The organism is Collinsella sp. TF08-11AT (genome assembly GCF_003437035.1).
Classification (GTDB): Bacteria; Actinomycetota; Coriobacteriia; order Coriobacteriales; family Coriobacteriaceae; genus Collinsella.
In genome coordinates, this window is sequence record NZ_QSRL01000005.1 from 115,034 (window position 1) to 133,113 (window position 18,080).

Below are 18,080 nucleotides of genomic sequence, written 5' to 3' on the forward strand. Positions count from 1 at the left end.
ACAGATGCGGGGCCGAAAACAATTCGGCACACAGAGGTTGCGCCGTCAATAAATAACTAAGCCAGCCCCAGCAATATGCCCGCCGAATGCACGACAAACGCCACGATCCAGGCGACCGTCACCTGAAACGCGAATACGGCCACGGCATAGCGCGCGCCCAACTCGCTCTTGACGGCGCCGATGGACGCCACGCAAGGCGGGTACAGCAGCGTAAAGACCAAGAACACGTAGGCGGTAAACGGCGAAAACATGGCTGACAGTGCCGCGGGAGAGGTTGCGCCCAAAAGCACCGTGAGCGTCGAGATGACGCTCTCCTTGGCAATAAGTCCCGTGACGAGTGCCGTCGAGGCGCGCCAGTCGCCAAAACCGAGCGGGGCCAACACCGGCGCGATGATGCTACCCAGACCGGCAAGCAGGCTTTGCGACTGGTCGGCGACCACGTTAAAGCGGATATCGAACGTCTGCAGGAACCAGATGACCACCGTAGCGGCAAAGATAATGGTAAAGGCCTTGGTAATAAAGTCCTTGGCCTTATCCCATGCCAGCATCACCGTCGTCTTGACGCTCGGCAGGCGGTAATTGGGGAGCTCCATGATAAACGGCACCGGGTCGCCCTTAAATGCCGTACGGTTGAGCACCAAAGCCGCAATGCAACCAACCGCAATACCAATCAGATAGAGCGAGACCATGGCGGGAACCGTCGCCTGTGGGAAAAACGCCCCGCACAGCAAGCCGTAAACCGACAGCTTGGCCGAGCAGCTCATGAACGGTGTGAGCATGACCGTCATCTTGCGGTCGTGCTCGGATGGGAGCGTACGGGTCGACATGATAGCCGGCACGGTACAGCCAAAACCGACGAGCATGGGCACAAAGCTGCGGCCCGACAGGCCAAAGCGACGCAGCACCTTATCCATGACAAAGGCCACGCGTGCCATGTATCCGGAGTCTTCCAGAATGGAGAGGAACAAGAAGAGCACGACGATAATCGGCAGGAAGGTCAGCACGCTACCCACGCCCGTAAGCACGCCGTCGACAGCCAGCGAGCGCACCACGTCGTTGGTTCCGAACGCCTTGAGGCCCGCATCGGCCGAGGCGATGATGGCAGCGATACCGTCCTCCATGAGTCCCTGCAACGCCGCGCCGATCACGCCAAACGTCAGCCAAAAGACGAGGCCCATGATCACCAGAAACGCCGGAATGGCTGTGTAACGACCTGTCAGGATGCGGTCAATCTTGACGGAGCGCACGTGCTCGCGGCTTTCGTGCGGCTTGACGACGCAACGCCCGCACACGTCGCCGATAAAGCTAAAACGCATATCGGCCAACGCAGATAGGCGGTCGGTGCCGGCCTCGCCCTCCATCTGGGTAATGATGTGCTCGATAGCGTCGAGCTCATTGCGATCCAGGTGAAGCGCCTCGGTTACCAGCTCATCGCCCTCGACCAGCTTAGTCGCCGCGAAGCGCACCGGGATGTGCGCCGTCACGGCATGGTCCTCGATCAGGTTAGCAATACCGTGGATGCAGCGATGCAGCGCACCGCCGTCCGGACCGTCGGGCGCGCAAAAGTCCAGGCGACCAGGACGCTCGCGGAACCGTGCCACGTGCAGGGCGTGGTCCACCAGCTCGCCGATGCCCTCGTTGCGGGCAGCGCTAATGGGGACAACAGGCACGCCCATCAGGCTCTCGAGCAAGTTGACGTCTACGGCGCCGCCGTTGGCGGTCACCTCGTCCATCATGTTGAGCGCGATGACCATAGGACGGTCAAGCTCCATGAGCTGCAGTGTCAGGTACAGGTTACGCTCAATGTTGGTGGCGTCAATGATGTCGATGATGGCGTCCGGGCGCTCGTCGAGGATGAACTGACGGCTCACGACCTCTTCGCCTGTGTACGGCGACAGGGAGTAAATGCCAGGCAGGTCGGTAACGCTCGCCTCGGGATGGTTACGGATGGTGCCATCTTTGCGGTCGACAGTCACGCCGGGAAAGTTACCGACGTGCTGGTTGGAGCCCGTCAGCTGGTTGAATAATGTGGTCTTGCCGCAGTTTTGGTTGCCAGCGAGGGCAAAGTGCAGCGGCGCGCCCTCGGGCACGGCCGTCTTTGCCGCACGGGGCGAATACGTCCCCTCGCCCAGGGCCGGATGCTCCGTCGCGCCGATTGCGGCGTTAGCGCGCGGACCCGTATCGGTGTCGTGAATACCCACGAGCTCGATGCGAGCGGCATCGTCCTTGCGCAGCGTCAACTCGTAGCCACGCAGGCGAATCTCGAGCGGGTCGCCCATGGGGGCGTACTTCATCATGGTGACTTCGGTGCCCGGCGTCAGGCCCATGTCCAAAATATGCTGACGGAGCGCCTGGTCGTCGGATGTCACCGATGCGACAACGGCGTCCTTTCCAATCTCGAGTGTATCGAGCTTCACGCGCTCATCCTTTCGTTAGACGCGGTTAACCGTTTACCGGGGTTAACCAACTCGTAACGACAAATGATAGCGCTCTGAACTATTTTATAAAGTCAAATACCGATGTTTACCTGCGCAAACTTTATGCGGTGCGCCCCGAAGGCTCTTTACGCATACCGCTCAGCGAGATCGAAACGGAACCCGACCGCGCGGTAGCAGTGAGTCGATCACCCTCGACCGACCCCGTGCATGTAAAGGGCGCCTTGCCCATCAAGACGTGGGAGATAGTACCCAAGAGCTCAAAGAAATCGCCCTCAGCACGGGCACTCGAGAGAGCGATATTGAGACCCCTGACGTTTAGTACTGCCCTGAGCGCGCCGTTCACCCCATGTGAAAACGTCACCTCGCCGCGCTTGCTCCCCACCGGCGTCTGGGCCAAAACCACATACGTACCCTCAAGCATGGCTCCTCCTCTAAGCAGACTTTTTGAAACGGCTATCTAGTCTACTTTGCTGCGAGACGGCTTGCCCAGAAACTGCGGGCACGCAACGACGTTCAATCAACAGATTGCTGCAAGGGGGGACAAGCGTGCAAGGGGGACAGATTACATTTGGCACCACTTGCGCCAACGGACGGGATGCGGAGCGACGACCGTGCAGGTGGATTCCGGATCGTCGCTTCCTCCGTCCCCCAGCGAATCAAAACAAGTTGCGGTGGAATAGTTCCTGTTTGATGCTTTAACCAGCAAAAACAGGAACTATTTCACCGCAGCTGCAAAAGCCCGCGCTGGCAACATATGTCACCCGCGCGGACTTGGTGGGCACTCACAGAGGCACGTTTTAGAGACCCACACCAGTTATGGAATGCCAAACAGCACCGATACGCGATGTCCGCCGGCCTACCAAGCAATAAAGCTCGCCATAGTCTTAGACAATCGGCGCAATGCCGGCAAAGTGCAGATACAGCGAGATGACCGCCACGACAATGACCACCGCTGCGATCAGCTTGTCGTGCAGGTGCGGAAGCACCTGCTTGCCGCGCCCGCGCTCGCCCGCAATGTAAACGGGAATGGCCGGAGCAAAAAGAATCGTCGTAATCATGACGCCCTGGAGGCCCGTCGACCACACAAGGAACAACGTGTAGATAAAGCCGAGCGTACCGAAGAAGCGCGCCTTGCCGACGCTTGGCGCATGCGGTCCGTCCAGATGCTCCCTCTTCCAGCCGATCACCATGTAATAGGCAGCCGAGCAGACATACGGAACCAGGATCGTGTTGACCGCGCAGCTATAGAAGAACTGGTAGGTGCTCGCCGCCACATACGACACAATCAAGAAGAGCTGTGTGATACCGGAGCTCACGAGAATCGTTACCACCGGGGCGTCGTGCTCATTCGTCTTGGCAAACGCCAGCGGGAAGGAACCCTGGCGCGCCGCCTCAAACGGCGTCTCGGATGCAATGATGACGTAACCCAGCATTGCGCCGACCAGCGAGAGGATAACGCCAAGGTTTACGATGGCAGCACCAACCGGACCGATTGCGCGCTCCAGAATTCCCGCCATGGAGGGCGTTGCGAGCTGCGCCATCTCCGCGCGCGGCATAATACCGAGCGACAGCAGTGAGATAATCAGATACAGCGTGAACACGGCCGCAAATCCAAGTGCCGTCGAGCGGCCGACGTCGCGCACATATTTTGCACGGCCCGAGATGACAACAGCGCCCTCGATGCCCGTGAAGACCCAGACAAGCGCAATCATGGTCGAGACAACTTGCTCGCCAAAGCCAGGACCAGCCGGCTCGCCCCAGAAGTTGTCCATAAAGATATCGACGTTGAACTTACCCAGGAGCACGATGCTCAGCACAAAGAGTCCCAGCGGCACCAGCTTCGCCAAGGTGACGATCGTGTTAATGCCCGCGGCTTCCTTGACGCCGCGAAGCACGAGAGCGGTAAGGAACCACAAAAACACGCTGGCGCAGATGATGGAAAGCAGATTGTTGCCCGTGCCAAACGCAGGGAAGAAATAGCCCAGCGCGCTAAACAGCAAGAGCGCAAAGCTCACGTTGGAAAGGCACGCGCTGATCCAGTAGCCCCAAGCGGAGTTGAATCCAATGTAATCGCCAAAGCCAGCCGCAGCATATGCATAGATGCCGCCGGTCAGGTCGGGGCGAGCCTGAGACAGACCGTTGAACACCATCATCAGCGCAAAGACGCCGATAAAGCAAATTCCCCACGAGACAATAACCGCGCCGGTATTGGCTCCGCCTGCCGCCATATCACCGGCAAGCGAAAAGATACCGCCGCAAATGCTCGCGGTGATGACCATCATAGTCAGGCGGAAGAGATCCAGACCATTGGGGTCGATCATCTCGTCGTTACAAGTTTTAGAGGCCATTCTATGTGCACCCCCTCCATCAAGCGACCGCACAGAGATGGCCCAGACGCCCGAATCGGGTGCCGGGCCATCGGTCAAGCGATCATTAAGCTAGTACAGCGACCGTATTAGAAGCGCAGCGACAGGCAGGAGAGGCCGCCGTCGACCTTGCGGTACTCGGAGGTGTCGACAACAAGCGTCTTGTAGCCCAGATCCTGCACGGCCTTGAGCACGGTCGGATAGCCCTCGGCAACGATGACCGTACCGTTGACCCAGATGCAATTGGCGCCGTAAGCCTCGTCCTCGGGCACGACGATCTTGTTGTACTGGGCAAAGTCGGGCTTATCGATGAACTCACCGGAGACGAGCATGTTGTTGTCCTCGATGTAGTTGACGCCCGTCTTGAGGTGCAGGACCTCCTCCAGCGGCACCTCGGAGCCCTCGAGGCCCCAGCCCTCGAGAATCTCGCAGAACTGGCGGATGCCCTCTTCGTTGGTGCGAGCGGAACGACCGACGTAGAAATGGTCACCGACCATCATGACGTCGCCGCCGTCGAGCGTACCGGGGGAAACGATGTGCTTGACATGCTCGTCGTCAAAGAAGCGACGGACAACCGGCTCGATCTCGTCCTTCTCGCCGTTACGGCTATCGGCACCGGGGTTGGTAATGATGGCGCCGCAGCGAGTGATAACAGCAGGATCCTCGACGAAGCAGCTGTCGGGATACTGCTCGAGAGCCGGCAGCACCGACACGTCAACGCCGCACTGCTCGAGCGCGTGCTCGTAATCGTAGTGCTCCTCGATAGCGCGCTCGTAGATGGGCTGGCCAAGCTCGGGGGCGCTCGTGATGCCATTGCTCAGGGACTTGCCGGGACGACGGATAATGACGTGGCTGAACTTGGTCATGATGATCCTCCTTGGATCTCTTAGTAGAGGGCGGACTTCCTTGCGTCCGCCTTCCTTCCGATGGCTTTATCTTAGGGTGTCTTTGCTGTTTTGTATATTGTATACAATCCTGAGCGGTAGGTTTTTCTCGGCAAGCGTATTTTTGCTTCTTCTGATTAAGTAGCGCGATCTAGCTGGTCGTTCTATAATTCAATTAGCCTATTCAAGCGAAACGTATTTAATATTGAAAATATACAGTTAAGGGTTATAAGTTCATGGAAACACTCAGAAGGCCCTTGAAGGACCATGTATACGACTACATTTCGAGTCGTATAGACGCCGGCGAGCTTTCGGCCGGCGACCGCGTGAGCGAGCAAGCGATCTGCGATGCCATGGGCGTTTCGCGCACGCCGGTTCGCGAGGCGCTCATCCAGCTGGCAAGCGATGGCTATCTGGACAATCTCCCCCGCCGCGGATTCCGCGTCCGTGGATTCGATCAGCAAAATGCCGTTGAGGTCTTTGAGATTATGGGGCCGCTCGACGGGCAGGCGGCATATCTCGCCTGCCCCCTCCTGACCGAAGAGGACATCATGCAGCTAAAGTTTTTGGTTGGGTCCATGGACCTTGCGATCCAGGGCGGTCTTATCCGAAAGTACGACGACATTCAGCGAGACTTTCACCTGACGTACTTTAACCGCTGCGGCAACGACCGTCTGCGCGACATGATTTCGCAACTCGAGCGCTGCTTTATCAAGCGCGATTACGAGACCGTCGACCAGGAGACGGCGTGCAAACTGCTGGGTATAGCCAATGCCGAGCATGCTCATATTCTTGAGCTGTTCGAAGCGCGAGATGCAGTGGGCGTGCGAGACTACGTTCGCGATGTCCATTGGAACACGGACAACGCCCAGTTCACCGTTTGGTAGAAAAGCAACAAAGGAAGCTTTCAAATGTCCACCTCACGAGAGTGAATAATCTCCCATTTTTGTCGAAAAGCAGACCAAAAAATGGGAGATTATCCACTCTCGTGCTGCGCGGTCTAGAAACCGTGGCGCTCGAGAAAGCGGAAGGCTAGGCGAATCCAAGGACGAACCGCCACCTGCTTGTCCTCGTTGTCGACCGCGGTGTTGGCGTTACCGAGCGAAAGGCCGTGGCCGCCCTGGTCAAAGACGTGCATCTCGCATGCGACGCCCTCCTCGGCCATGCGCTGCGCAAACGGGTAGACCTGCGCGATCGGCGCCGTCTTGTCGTCGGACACGCCCCACACAAAGGTCGGCGGCATCTGACGCGAAACATGCGTGGTGGGGCAGATATCGGCCAGGTGCTCGTCGGTGGCCTCGCCGCCCGTCACCATCGACAGATAGTCGTTGAGTAAATCGCGCCCCGTCTTGCCACCCGTCTTGGGCACGCGCAGGTCGATGCGCGGGTCGCGCGTCTGCATATCACGCACATAGGCAAAGTCGAGCAGCGGATAGCCCAGCACCACGGCATCGGGGCGAATGTCGTCCGGACGCGCCCCGGCAAGTGCCGCGAAGGGGCCGGTCTTCCACTGCGTTGCCAGCGAGGCACAGATCATGCCGCCCGCCGAGAATCCCACGACGCACACGCGCTTAGGATCGACATGCCACTCGTCGGCGTTGGCGCGCACCGTGGCGACCATCTTGGCAAGATCTGCCTGGGGGCGCGGAAAGCTCACGTCACCCGTAGAACTCGTGACATAGTTGAGCACAAAGGCCTGGTAGCCGCGGTCCAAAAATGCAAACGCCACCGGGTCCTGCTCGTGCGGAGCGATATGCGTAAACCCGCCTCCGCCGCAGATGATCACCGCGGGGCGGCGGCCATTGGGCTTGTCGGGCAGCGGCTCGGCACCCAGATACGTAAAGGTCGCCGGATAATCCTCGGTCGGCTCCTCGCCCCACAGCGCATAGTTCTCGACAATCATATGTGCTCCCTTCGCGCAAATTATGCGCCCTTGTTTTTGCCTTCAAGCGTACCCCACTTGAACCCGTGGCGCAGAAACACACCAGCAATAAGTTTCCCTTCAACTGATATATCACATAATCCCAGCTCAGAGGTATCGCTGAGCAGCGTAAAATAGGGGGCGTTGACCAAGCCGCGAAACACATATGAAACGTTTCCGGCAAACCAAACGCGCGATATGCGCCTATTTAAGTTGGAGGCAACTATGGGTCTGCTCGATTCGCTTAAGTCCACCTTCACCTCGACCGGCGAGGCGTCCGTTCCGCCCGCAGCAAGCTTCGCCACCCGCGAAGGCGTCATCTATGCCCCCGTCAACGGCGTGCTCGTCAACCTGGACGAAGTTCCCGACGAGACGATCGCCTCGGGCATGCTTGGCCAGGGCTATGGCATCGAGCCCATTACCGGCACCATCTATGCGCCCGCCAACGGCCGCATCGGCGCCACCACTGTCACCAACCACTCCATTGGCATGATCACCGAGGACGGTCTTCGCGTGTTCATCCATGTTGGCCTGGGCACCGTGGAAATGAACGGCAAGGGTTTTGCCCGCTTTGTCGAGATGGGCGATGTGGTCAAGGCAGGCCAGCCGCTCATCAGCTTCGACCGCGAGGCCATTAAGGCCGCTGGTCACGAGGACATCGTGACCGTCATCGTCTCCGAGCTCGATCGTCTTAAGAGCATCGACCATGTCGGCGAGTCTGGAACGCTTATCGGCGGCAACCCGCTCGTCAAGCTTGGCGACCCGCTGCTGGTAGCCAAGACCAAGTAGCCAGGCCCCGCGCCACACAGCCAAAAGGCACCTCGTCAAGCGCCCGCGACCATCTGGCCGCGGGCGCTTTTCGTTTGAAAAACCATCCCGCCAATGCCTTATCTGTATAGCCCAAATGAGCCGAGCTGCTAGAATATCGAACTGTATGGATAGCTATCATTCAACCGTTATGGGAGGATACGTGAACCGCACCAAAATCGCGCAGCTCTATGCCGATGCCGAGTCGCTCGGCGGCCAGACCGTCACCGTCGCCGGCTGGGTCAAGTCCGTCCGCGACATGAAGAACTTTGGCTTTGTTACGCTCAACGACGGCAGCTGCTTCCGCGACCTGCAGGTCGTCATGAACCGCGAGGCACTCGACAACTACGACGAGATCGCCCATCAAAACGTCTCGGCCGCACTCATTTGCACCGGCACCGTCAAGCTGACCCCCGATGCGCCCCAGCCTTTCGAGCTTTCTGCCACCTCCATCGAGGTCGAGGGCGTCAGCGCCCCGGATTACCCGCTGCAGAAGAAGCGCGCAACCGTCGAGTTCCTGCGCACCCAGCAGCACCTGCGCCCGCGCACCAACCTGTTCCGCGCCGTGTTCCGCATCCGCTCTGTCGCGGCTGCTGCCATCCACCGCTTCTTCCAAGAGCAGGGCTTTGTCTACGTCAACACCCCCATCATCACCACGAGTGACTGCGAGGGCGCCGGCGAGATGTTCCGCGTGACCACGCTCGACCCCAAAAATCCGCCCCTCACCGAGTCCGGCGAGGTCGACTGGAGCCAGGACTTCTTTGGCAAGCATGCGAGCCTCACCGTGTCCGGCCAGCTCAATGCCGAGAACTTTGCCATGGCCTTTGGCGACGTGTACACCTTTGGCCCCACCTTCCGTGCCGAGAACTCCAACACCACGCGCCACGCCGCCGAGTTTTGGATGATCGAGCCCGAGATGGCCTTTGCCGACCTTAACGACTATATGGATAACGCCGAGGCCATGCTCAAGTATGTCCTCAAGGACGTCATGGCAACCTGCCCCGACGAGCTCAATATGCTCAACAAGTTTGTGGACAAGGGTCTGCTCGAGCGCCTGGACCATGTCGCCAACTCCGACTTTGCCCGCGTTACCTACACCGAGGCCGTCGAGATCCTGGAGCAGGCCGTCGCCGCCGGTCACAAGTTTGACTATCCCGTGAGCTGGGGCATCGACCTGCAAACCGAGCACGAGCGTTTCCTGACCGAGGAACACTTTAAGCGACCGACTTTTGTGACCGACTACCCGGCCGAGATCAAGGCGTTCTACATGCGCATGAACGAGGACGGCAAGACCGTCGCCGCCGCCGACTGCCTGGTTCCCGGTATCGGCGAGATTATCGGCGGCTCCCAGCGCGAGGAGCGCCTGGATCTGCTCGAGGCCCGCATCAAGGACCTGGGCATGAATCCCGAGCAGTACAAGTACTACCTTGACCTGCGCCGCTACGGTTCCTGCAAGCACGCCGGCTACGGTCTGGGCTTCGAGCGCTTGGTCATGTATCTGACCGGCGTGGGCAACATCCGCGACGTCCTGCCGCACCCGCGCACCGTGGGCAACGCCGACTTCTAATCGTCGGACGCTAGCTCGCGTCGCCACACGCCAACGCTCATCGCACAAGCGCCTCTCGACATCGGTCGAGAGGCGCTTTTTTCAACAGCACCCGTCAAGCTTTTGGCAAGTTTTTGGTCAGTTGAGCAGGGCTGTTGAAAACTCGACCCGCCGTTTGCCGACGACTACCGACCGCCCAGAGCGCCCTGCGCCCCTGGGAAAGCCCCACGTCCTAGGCTCCATACCGTCGCCACCCAAAACGGAAAGGACGTGGGCACCATGACCGAAGCCGCTGTTGAAACCTACGACACCACGACTAGAGGCGCCGCCTCGATGGCAGCCTATCGCGCCGTTCGCATCCTGCAACTATTAAGCGAAAACACCGGCGAGGACAAGGCCATGCTTTCCGATGAGTTGATCCGGCGCCTCGCCCATCCCGACGACCCCGCCCGCATGCCCATCTCGGCGGCGCGGCGCAGTATCTACACCGCCATCTCTGCGCTTCGCCATGCCGGATACGAAATTGAGTACAAACGCGGCGTGGGCTACAAACTTCTTACCCGCCCGCTCACCGATGAAGAGATCATCCGGCTCCACGGCATGGTCATGCGCAACCGCTCTACGCCCATCGCCATTCGAAAAAGCATGGCGCAGCACTTAGTTGCCATGGCGAGCGCCGACGTTCGCGGCTACCTCGATACACCCGAACCCGCTCCAAACGCAGGCAGCAAGGCTACCAAGGCAACACACACGCCCATCAAGCGCATCGACACGTGCGAGCTCGTCGAGCAGGCCATCGACCACGGAACCACGGTGAGTTTTGATATTTCGAGCGTCACGACGCGCGGCGAAACCGAAGCAGCACGGATGACACTCCGTCCCTTTGCCATCAGGCAGCGCGATGGCATCTCGTATTTGCTGGGAACGGTCTATGACGCCCGAGGCGCCGATGACACGTTGCGTACCGTAGAGATTGGCCGAATGAGAAACGTCACCACACGTCTCCTCGACGGCAAGAAGCTCTTCGCCGCCCTGGACGAGGACGACACCTCCTCCGCCGCATAAGACCCTCCGCCGCCCATTCGACTACCCGTACCGCCCATCCGATTCTGTATTAAAAAACCCGCCAGGCTGTTGTAAAAATGGACATCAGCGCTACTATAGTTCCACTTGCACTTTGTCCCAGTGCAGTGTTTCCAGCCATTTTTATACTGGGGGTAATGATATGAAGGACATCACCATCAGCCGCAGGAGCCTCCTGGTCTCCGCCGGCCTGCTCGCACTCGCCCCGCTCGCCGGATGCGGCGGCAACTCTGGTTCCGGCTCTGCTGCCGCCGGTTCCGACTACACCATCGGCGTTCTGCAGCTCACCGAGCACTCCGCACTCGATGCCGCCAACGACGGCTTTGTCAAGGCCATCAAGGAGAGCGGCCTTAAGGTCAAGATCGACCAGAAGAACGCCCAGAACGACCAGTCCACGTGTAAGTCCATTGCCGACAAGTTTGTGGGCGACAACGTCAACCTGATTTATGCCATCGCCACGCCCGCCGCGCAGGCTGCCGCCGGCGCCACGGCCGATATCCCCATCGTGGGCTGCGCCATCACCGACTATGCCGCCTCGGGCCTGGTCCAGGACAACGATAAGCCCGGCACCAACGTCACGGGCGCCTCCGACCTCACCCCGGTCGCCGAGCAGCTCGAGATGATGCAGAAGGTCCTGCCCGACGTAAAGAAGATCGGTCTGCTCTACTGCACCGCCGAGTCCAACTCCGACGTCCAGATCAAGGCCGCCAAGAAGGAACTCGACAAACTGGGCCTGGAGTACACCGACTTCACCGTCTCGAGTTCCAACGAGATCCAGTCCGTCGTCGAATCTGCCGTGGGCAAGGTCGACGCGCTCTACTCCCCCACTGACAACACCATCGCCGCGGGCGCCTCGCAGGTGGGCCAGATCTGCAAGGAGAACAAGCTTCCCTTCGTGACCGGCGAGGAGGGCATGTGCATGGCCGGCGGCCTGTTCACCCTCTCCATCAACTACGAGGATCTGGGCTACGCCGCGGGCGAAATGGCCGTCAAGATTCTTAAGGGCGAGGCCAAGCCCGAGGATATGCCGATCAAGCATCTCTCGAGCAAGGACCTGGTCGTCGTCAAGAACGACGAAATGGCCGAGGCGCTGGGCATCGATCTTTCCGCTCTGGACGAGTAGCGGCATGCGCGGCAATGTGCCTAGGGCCCATACTCGCGCCGTTGCCGTGTTATTCAATATCTGAGCCACAGGGGCGAACGCCAAAGACCGGCGTTCGCCCTGCTTGTTACGGATGAGACAAAACATTCGTCCGCAGCTCTTTTATGCATTGTTACCGCTATTATGGTGACTCACGTGTCCATCCTATCCTAGGAGGTATGAAGCATGCTCATTGCATTGCAGGGCGCTGTTTCGCAAGGCGTCCTCTGGGGCATTATGGTGCTTGGCGTGTTTATCACGTTCCGCCTGCTCGACATTCCCGATATGACCTGCGACGGCAGCTTTGCCCTCGGCGGCTGCGTCTGCGCTGTGCTCATCGTCAATAACAACGTCGACCCGCTGCTCGCTGTGCTGGCCGGTATGTGCGCCGGCGCCATCGCGGGTGCCGTCACGGGCATTTTGACCACCGTCTTTGAGATTCCCGCGATCCTCGCCGGAATCCTCACCCAGATCAGCCTGTGGTCCATCAACCTGCGCATCATGGGCAAGTCCAATACGCCCATTCTTGCCAAGGGCACCGTGTTCTCGGCCGTCAGCAATATGACCGGTCTGCCGCAGTCCACCGTTGCCATCATCTTGGGCATCCTGCTCGCCGTGGCTATCGTTGCCATCCTGTATTGGTTCTTTGGCACCGAGATCGGCTCGGCGCTGCGCGCCACCGGCAACAACGAGTACATGATCCGCGCTCTAGGCGTCAACACCAACTCCACCAAGATGATCGCCCTCGTGCTCTCCAACGCCCTCATCGGCCTTTCGGGCGCGCTCATCTGCCAGAGCCAAAAGTATGCCGACATTGGCATGGGCACCGGCGCCATCGTTATCGGTCTTGCCGCCATCGTCATCGGCGAGGTGCTCGGCCGCCTGCTGCCCGGCGGTCTCACGCAGTTCTCCGTCCGTCTGGCCTCCGCCGTCTTTGGCTCCGTGGTGTACTTCCTCATCCGCGCCATCGTGCTGCAGCTGGGCATGGACGCCAACGACATGAAACTGCTCTCTGCTGTGATTGTCGCCGTGGCCCTGTGCGTGCCCGTGGTTTGGGAGCGCTATAAGCTCCGCAGCTCCTACACGAAGGGAGATGAGGCAGATGCTTAAGCTCTCGCACGTCAAGAAGACCTTTAACAAGGGCACCGTCACCGAGAAGCGCGCGCTCACCGGCGTCGACCTTACCCTCAACGACGGCGACTTTGTAACTGTGATCGGCGGCAACGGCGCCGGCAAATCCACGCTGCTCAACATGATTGCCGGCGTATATCCGCTCGATTCGGGCGTTATCGAGCTCGACGGCACCGACATCTCGCGCCTGAGCGAGTCGCAGCGCGCCAAGTACCTGGGCCGCGTGTTCCAGGATCCCATGCGCGGCACCGCAGCCGACATGCAGATTGCCGAGAACTTGGCCCTCGCCAAGCGTCGCGGCCAGCGTCGCGGCCTTTCGTGGGGCGTCACCAAGGCCGAGAAGGACGAGTACGTTGAGTTGCTCAAGCGCCTGGACCTTGGCCTGGACACGCGCCTCAACGCCAAGGTCGGCCTGCTTTCGGGTGGCCAGCGCCAGGCACTCACGCTGCTCATGGCCACGCTCACCAAGCCGCGCTTGCTGCTGCTCGACGAGCACACCGCGGCACTCGACCCCAAGACCGCCTCTAAGGTGCTCAATCTGACCGAGGAGATTGTCGACGAGAACCACCTGACCACGCTCATGGTCACGCACAACATGAATGACGCCATCCGTCTGGGCAATCGCCTGATCATGATGCACGAGGGCCACGTTATCTACGACGTGGCGGGCGACGAGAAGAAGTCGCTCACCGTCGCCGACCTGCTGCAGAAGTTCGAGGAGGTCTCGGGCGGCGAGCTCGCCAACGACCGCATGCTGCTGAGCTAAAACCTGCCAATAAGGGACAGGTTTATTTTGGCAGGTTTTATCTGCGCAAACGTCAAAACCGCCGCAAAGGAACAGATACCTTTGCGACGGTTTTCGCATATCATGTCGATAATCCAGCGTCAGCAGGAACCACTGGTTAAGAACTAAGGAAACTGCCATGAGAAGACTCCTTCCCCGTCTTGCTTGACCGCCGCACTCCTTGCCGGCGTGCTCGCCGGCGGCCCAGCTTACGCCACCGCGGCCACCCCATCTCAAGTTATCGGCCCGTCCGATGTGATGGGCTTTTTGGTGGGTATCATGGTTGAATGATCATTAGGAGGTTTTCCCTACATGGAATTGTTTGAACCGATTCTTCATTTCTTTGAGCAGCGCTGGGTCCACAACATCATCTGGGCCGTCATCTTGGTAATAGTCACCGCCATCGCCGCCAAGGTGGCATCCAAGACCCTGCGCCACCTACTCAACCGAGACGACAACCCGCTTCCCGCATCGAGCATCTTCATCAACATCGCGCGTGCCGTCATTTGGATGATCGGCGGCAGCTTTATCCTCGACAACTGCTTTGGCATTAACGCAAACGCGCTCGTCGCCGCTCTTGGCGTCGGCGGCATCGCCATCTCGCTCGGCTTTCAGGACACGCTATCAAACCTTATCGGCGGCATGCAAGTGACCTTTATGGGCATCATCAAGCCCGGCGACAATATCGAGGTCGGCGGCGTGTCGGGCGTGGTCCAGGACATCACTTGGCGCCACACGACCATCGAGGACGCCTGCGGACAGACCATCATCGTCCCCAACTCCAACATCTCCAAGAACACACTCGTGCACCTCATGCCCTTTGGACGCGTTGTCGTTCCCGTCGCGGTGAAGGACACGTCAAAGTGGGACTCGCTCGATGCGCTGGCAGACGAGCTCGCCTGTGCCACCAAGGTCGCCGTTTCACCCATCTCGGGCTTTGACAAGGAACCCTACGTGCTCTTTAGCGAGATCGGCGACTTTGGCATTAAGGGTAAGATCATCTTTATCGTCAGTGACGACAGCACCACCTTTACGGCAGCCGACGCCTGCATCCGCGCCATCGCCCCCATCATCGCCTAAACTACCACAAAGGGGACAGGCACCTTTGTGGTAGTTTCGCATCGTGGTACCATGGTTCATATCGTTGTTTAAACGACTAAGGGAGTAGACACCATGGAAGAGGCCTATCGTCAAGCACGCAAGCGCGGCGAGCAGGGACGCCGTCGCGCCATCAGCCAAAGCGAGCACCCGTACCTTACGGACCTCGACAGCTTGGTTGCCCAGCTCCCCTTAGGTCAGCGAGAGAGCGTCGGCCTGCGGGATATTCCGCTCGAAATGGTCGTCGGCACGGTTACCAAGGGCCGTCAGTCTGCCTTTTCGTGCAACTTTATGCCCCTGTTGCCATTTAGCACCGAGTTCGCCCGCAAGTGGTCCAACCTCTACGACATCCAGGTGACCGAGGGCTATCGCGACCCCATCATCGTCACCGAGTTCATGCATCGGTTTTACGTCCAAGAGGGCAACAAGCGCGTCAGCGTCCTCAAATTCCTGGACGCCCCGACGGTTTCGGCCAAGATTACCCGTCTCTACCCCGGCACATGGGATTCCGTCGAAAGCCGCCTATACGGTGAGTTCTGCGCGTTTTGGCGCGTCTGCCCCCTATACGAGATCGAGTTCTCGCGTGAGGGAAGCTACGAGACACTCGCCAAGATGCTCGGTCAGAACCTTATCGAAAAATGGCCGCAGAAAAAGGTCGACTACCTGCGCCACACCTTCTTGCTCTTTAAGCGCGCCTACCTTCGCGCGGGCGGCGACCACCTGGACATTACGCCCGCCGACGCCATGCTCGTCTACCTCAATGTGTACAACCAGGACCGCCTGCTGGATACGCCGACGGATATCGTCGTAAACCGCCTGTGCAAAATTTGGCGCGAGCTGGTCATTGCCGGCAAAAATGACGAGGACAAGGTCGATCTTGTCGAAGCGCCGAGTGTCGATGAGGAAGAGTCGCCCGCCAAGTCCACCTCCGGTGTGCTCAACTTCTTTATGGGCAAGACCGTCTATTCGGCGGCCAATCCCCTGCGCATCGCCTTTATCCATGAATTCCCTTGTGCAACGTCGAGCTGGGACAGCCTACACGACCAAGGGCGTCAGTATCTCGACGAGCACTTTGGCGGTATCGTGCGCACCGAGGCGTTCGAGGACTGCCACGATCCGGACGTGTTCTACGCCGCCGTGGAAACGGCTGTCAAACATGGAGACAACGTCATCTTCTCGACCTCGCACCGCCTGATGGAATACACGCTCAGGGCAGCCGTTGAGTATCCCCAGGTTCGGTTCCTTAACTGTTCTATCGGCCTTCCCCACCAAAGCGTCCGTTCGTACTTTGGCAAGATGTACGAGGCCAAGTTCCTCCTGGGCGCCCTTGCGGCTAGCATGGCGGACAACCATCGCATTGGCTACCACGCGTCGGTCTTTGCGTCGGGCGCGCTTAGCGAGATCAACGCCTTTGCCATCGGCGCCTCGCTGCTCGACCCTCGCGCGCAGGTAATCCTCACCTGGGGCGATGTACCCGCCGGCGGTCTTGCCGAGGCCATGTGCCGCGAAGGCGTGAGTGTTATGACCGGTGTCGACATGTCCAAGTCGCTGGAGGACCCCACGGCCTACGGACTCCACCGCCTGGTCGATGGCAAGGTCGTCGGCATCGCCATGCCGGTATGGAACTGGGGCCGTTACTACGAGCTTATCGTGCGAAGCCTGCTGCATGGCACCTGGGATGAGACCAGTGACAACAGCCAGGTTCGCGCCGTCAACTACTGGTATGGTATGAGCTCGGGCGTTATCGACATTCGCTACGCTCCGGGCCTGCCCTATCAGACGCGCAAGCTTGTTCAGCTACTGCGCAATGGCATCGTCGAGGGCTCCATCAATCCATTTGGCGGCGAGCTCCATAGCCAAGACGGCGTGGTGCAGATCGAGGGCTTTCCCCCACTGCCGAGCACGCAAATCGTCGAGATGGACTGGCTGGCCGACAACGTGGTGGGCACCATTCCGCAACTCGACGATGAGCCGAAGGTCCGCGCCCTATGAAAATCCTTGCCATAGCCGATACCGAAGAGCGATGCCTGTGGGAGTGCTTTCGCAAGGAGCGCTTTGAGGACGTTGACCTGATTCTATCCGCAGGCGACCTGGATCCGGACTATCTTGAGTTTTTGGTCACTGTCATCAACAAACCGCTTGTGTACGTTCGTGGCAACCACGACGACCGCTACGCGCGCCATGCACCGGGCGGGTGCATTTGTGTTGAGGACAGCGTATATGTGTACCGAGGTATTCGCATTGCGGGTCTGGGCGGTTCCATGCGCTACCGCGACGGCGCGAACATGTATACCGAGCGCGAGATGGCAAAACGCATGCGCAAGCTATCGCGAAAAATCGCACTGGTAGACGGATGCGATATTCTACTTACCCATGCACCCGTCGCAGGCATGGGCGACCTGGACGACCTGCCGCATCGAGGATTCGAGTGCTTTAATGCGGCTCTTGAGTCTTGGGGTCCCGACTATATGATTCACGGGCATGTGCACCAAAGCTACGGCCCCAACTTTCAACGCGAGCGCCAACACCCATGCGGAACGAAGATTGTCAACGCCTGCGGCTATACCAAGATCGAAATTGACGAGGCGCGCTACCCCACGCGCGGTTGGAAGGCCGCTTGGCTCAACTCGCAAACCATGCGCCGCGAGCTCAAACGCCACGAAGCAATCGAGTCTTCAACCGCCAGAACCCCCTGGTAACTGCCAACAACCACCACGAAGGGGATAGGCACCTTTATGGTGGTTTTGCTGACTCGTCCGACCTGTCCATCACGGTGCTTGTGTAATTAACGAGAACACTCATTGTTTTGTAAGGACGGCGCTCACGTGCCGTCTTTTTTTGTCAACTTATGCAGTCTCGACCGTGTTGTATGTAGAGGGAC

At 59.3% G+C, this 18,080-nt stretch carries 15 protein-coding genes; 10 read left to right on the forward strand and 5 right to left on the reverse strand.

Annotation, left to right across the window (positions count from 1 at the left end):
• Positions 1-56: 56 nt before the first annotated feature.
• The 4 genes from feoB to DXC79_RS05080 form a co-directional block, all read right to left on the reverse strand.
• On the reverse strand, positions 57-2,417 hold the full coding sequence (gene feoB, locus DXC79_RS05065; protein ID WP_117635361.1) for a ferrous iron transport protein B: 2,361 nt from the start codon (positions 2,415-2,417) through the stop codon (positions 57-59).
• A gap of 121 nt (positions 2,418-2,538) precedes the next feature.
• Entirely contained in the window at positions 2,539-2,859 is a 321-nt protein-coding gene (locus DXC79_RS05070; protein ID WP_117635362.1) for a hypothetical protein, read from the reverse strand.
• A 463-nt stretch (positions 2,860-3,322) separates the two neighbouring features.
• A complete protein-coding gene (locus DXC79_RS05075; protein WP_117635363.1) occupies positions 3,323-4,786 on the reverse strand; it encodes a basic amino acid/polyamine antiporter in 1,464 nt (487 codons plus the stop codon).
• 107 nt (positions 4,787-4,893) lie between these two features.
• On the reverse strand, positions 4,894-5,670 hold the full coding sequence (locus DXC79_RS05080; protein ID WP_117635364.1) for a dimethylarginine dimethylaminohydrolase family protein: 777 nt from the start codon (positions 5,668-5,670) through the stop codon (positions 4,894-4,896).
• A gap of 254 nt (positions 5,671-5,924) precedes the next feature.
• Here DXC79_RS05080 and DXC79_RS05085 point away from each other — a divergent pair, with 254 nt between their 5' ends.
• Positions 5,925-6,575: a GntR family transcriptional regulator gene (locus DXC79_RS05085; protein WP_117635365.1), complete on the forward strand. Its 651-nt coding sequence runs from the start codon at positions 5,925-5,927 to the stop codon at positions 6,573-6,575.
• 113 nt (positions 6,576-6,688) lie between these two features.
• Here DXC79_RS05085 and DXC79_RS05090 read toward each other — a convergent pair whose 3' ends face one another.
• Complete coding sequence (locus tag DXC79_RS05090; RefSeq protein WP_117635366.1) at positions 6,689-7,591, reverse strand: alpha/beta hydrolase; 903 nt, start codon at positions 7,589-7,591, stop codon at positions 6,689-6,691.
• Between the two features lie 243 nt (positions 7,592-7,834).
• Between DXC79_RS05090 and DXC79_RS05095 the strand changes: the two genes are divergently transcribed.
• From DXC79_RS05095 to DXC79_RS05135, 9 genes are all read left to right on the forward strand, one after another.
• On the forward strand, positions 7,835-8,398 hold the full coding sequence (locus tag DXC79_RS05095; protein WP_022093882.1) for a PTS glucose transporter subunit IIA: 564 nt from the start codon (positions 7,835-7,837) through the stop codon (positions 8,396-8,398).
• Positions 8,399-8,579: 181 nt separating this feature from the next.
• Positions 8,580-9,983 carry an asparagine--tRNA ligase gene (gene asnS, locus DXC79_RS05100; protein WP_117635367.1) on the forward strand — a complete coding sequence of 468 codons (1,404 nt, stop codon included), beginning with the start codon at positions 8,580-8,582 and terminating at the stop codon, positions 9,981-9,983.
• A 258-nt stretch (positions 9,984-10,241) separates the two neighbouring features.
• The gene (locus DXC79_RS05105) at positions 10,242-11,027 is read left to right on the forward strand and encodes a hypothetical protein (protein WP_117635368.1); all 786 of its coding nucleotides are present in this window, start codon (positions 10,242-10,244) and stop codon (positions 11,025-11,027) included.
• Positions 11,028-11,187: 160 nt separating this feature from the next.
• Positions 11,188-12,168 (forward strand): ABC transporter substrate-binding protein, encoded by a 981-nt coding sequence (locus DXC79_RS05110; RefSeq protein ID WP_117635369.1) that lies wholly within the window; start codon positions 11,188-11,190, stop codon positions 12,166-12,168.
• A gap of 204 nt (positions 12,169-12,372) precedes the next feature.
• Entirely contained in the window at positions 12,373-13,296 is a 924-nt protein-coding gene (locus tag DXC79_RS05115) for an ABC transporter permease (RefSeq protein WP_006234992.1), read from the forward strand.
• A complete protein-coding gene (locus DXC79_RS05120) occupies positions 13,289-14,083 on the forward strand; it encodes an ABC transporter ATP-binding protein (RefSeq protein ID WP_022093887.1) in 795 nt (264 codons plus the stop codon). The genes DXC79_RS05115 and DXC79_RS05120 overlap by 8 nt, the downstream gene beginning before the upstream one ends.
• A 330-nt stretch (positions 14,084-14,413) precedes the next feature.
• Entirely contained in the window at positions 14,414-15,181 is a 768-nt protein-coding gene (locus DXC79_RS05125) for a mechanosensitive ion channel family protein (RefSeq protein WP_117635370.1), read from the forward strand.
• A 93-nt stretch (positions 15,182-15,274) separates the two neighbouring features.
• On the forward strand, positions 15,275-17,191 hold the full coding sequence (locus tag DXC79_RS05130) for a BMP family ABC transporter substrate-binding protein (protein WP_117635371.1): 1,917 nt from the start codon (positions 15,275-15,277) through the stop codon (positions 17,189-17,191).
• A complete protein-coding gene (locus DXC79_RS05135) occupies positions 17,188-17,898 on the forward strand; it encodes a metallophosphoesterase (RefSeq protein WP_117635372.1) in 711 nt (236 codons plus the stop codon). Before DXC79_RS05130 ends, DXC79_RS05135 begins: the two co-directional genes overlap by 4 nt.
• Positions 17,899-18,080: the final 182 nt, after the last annotated feature.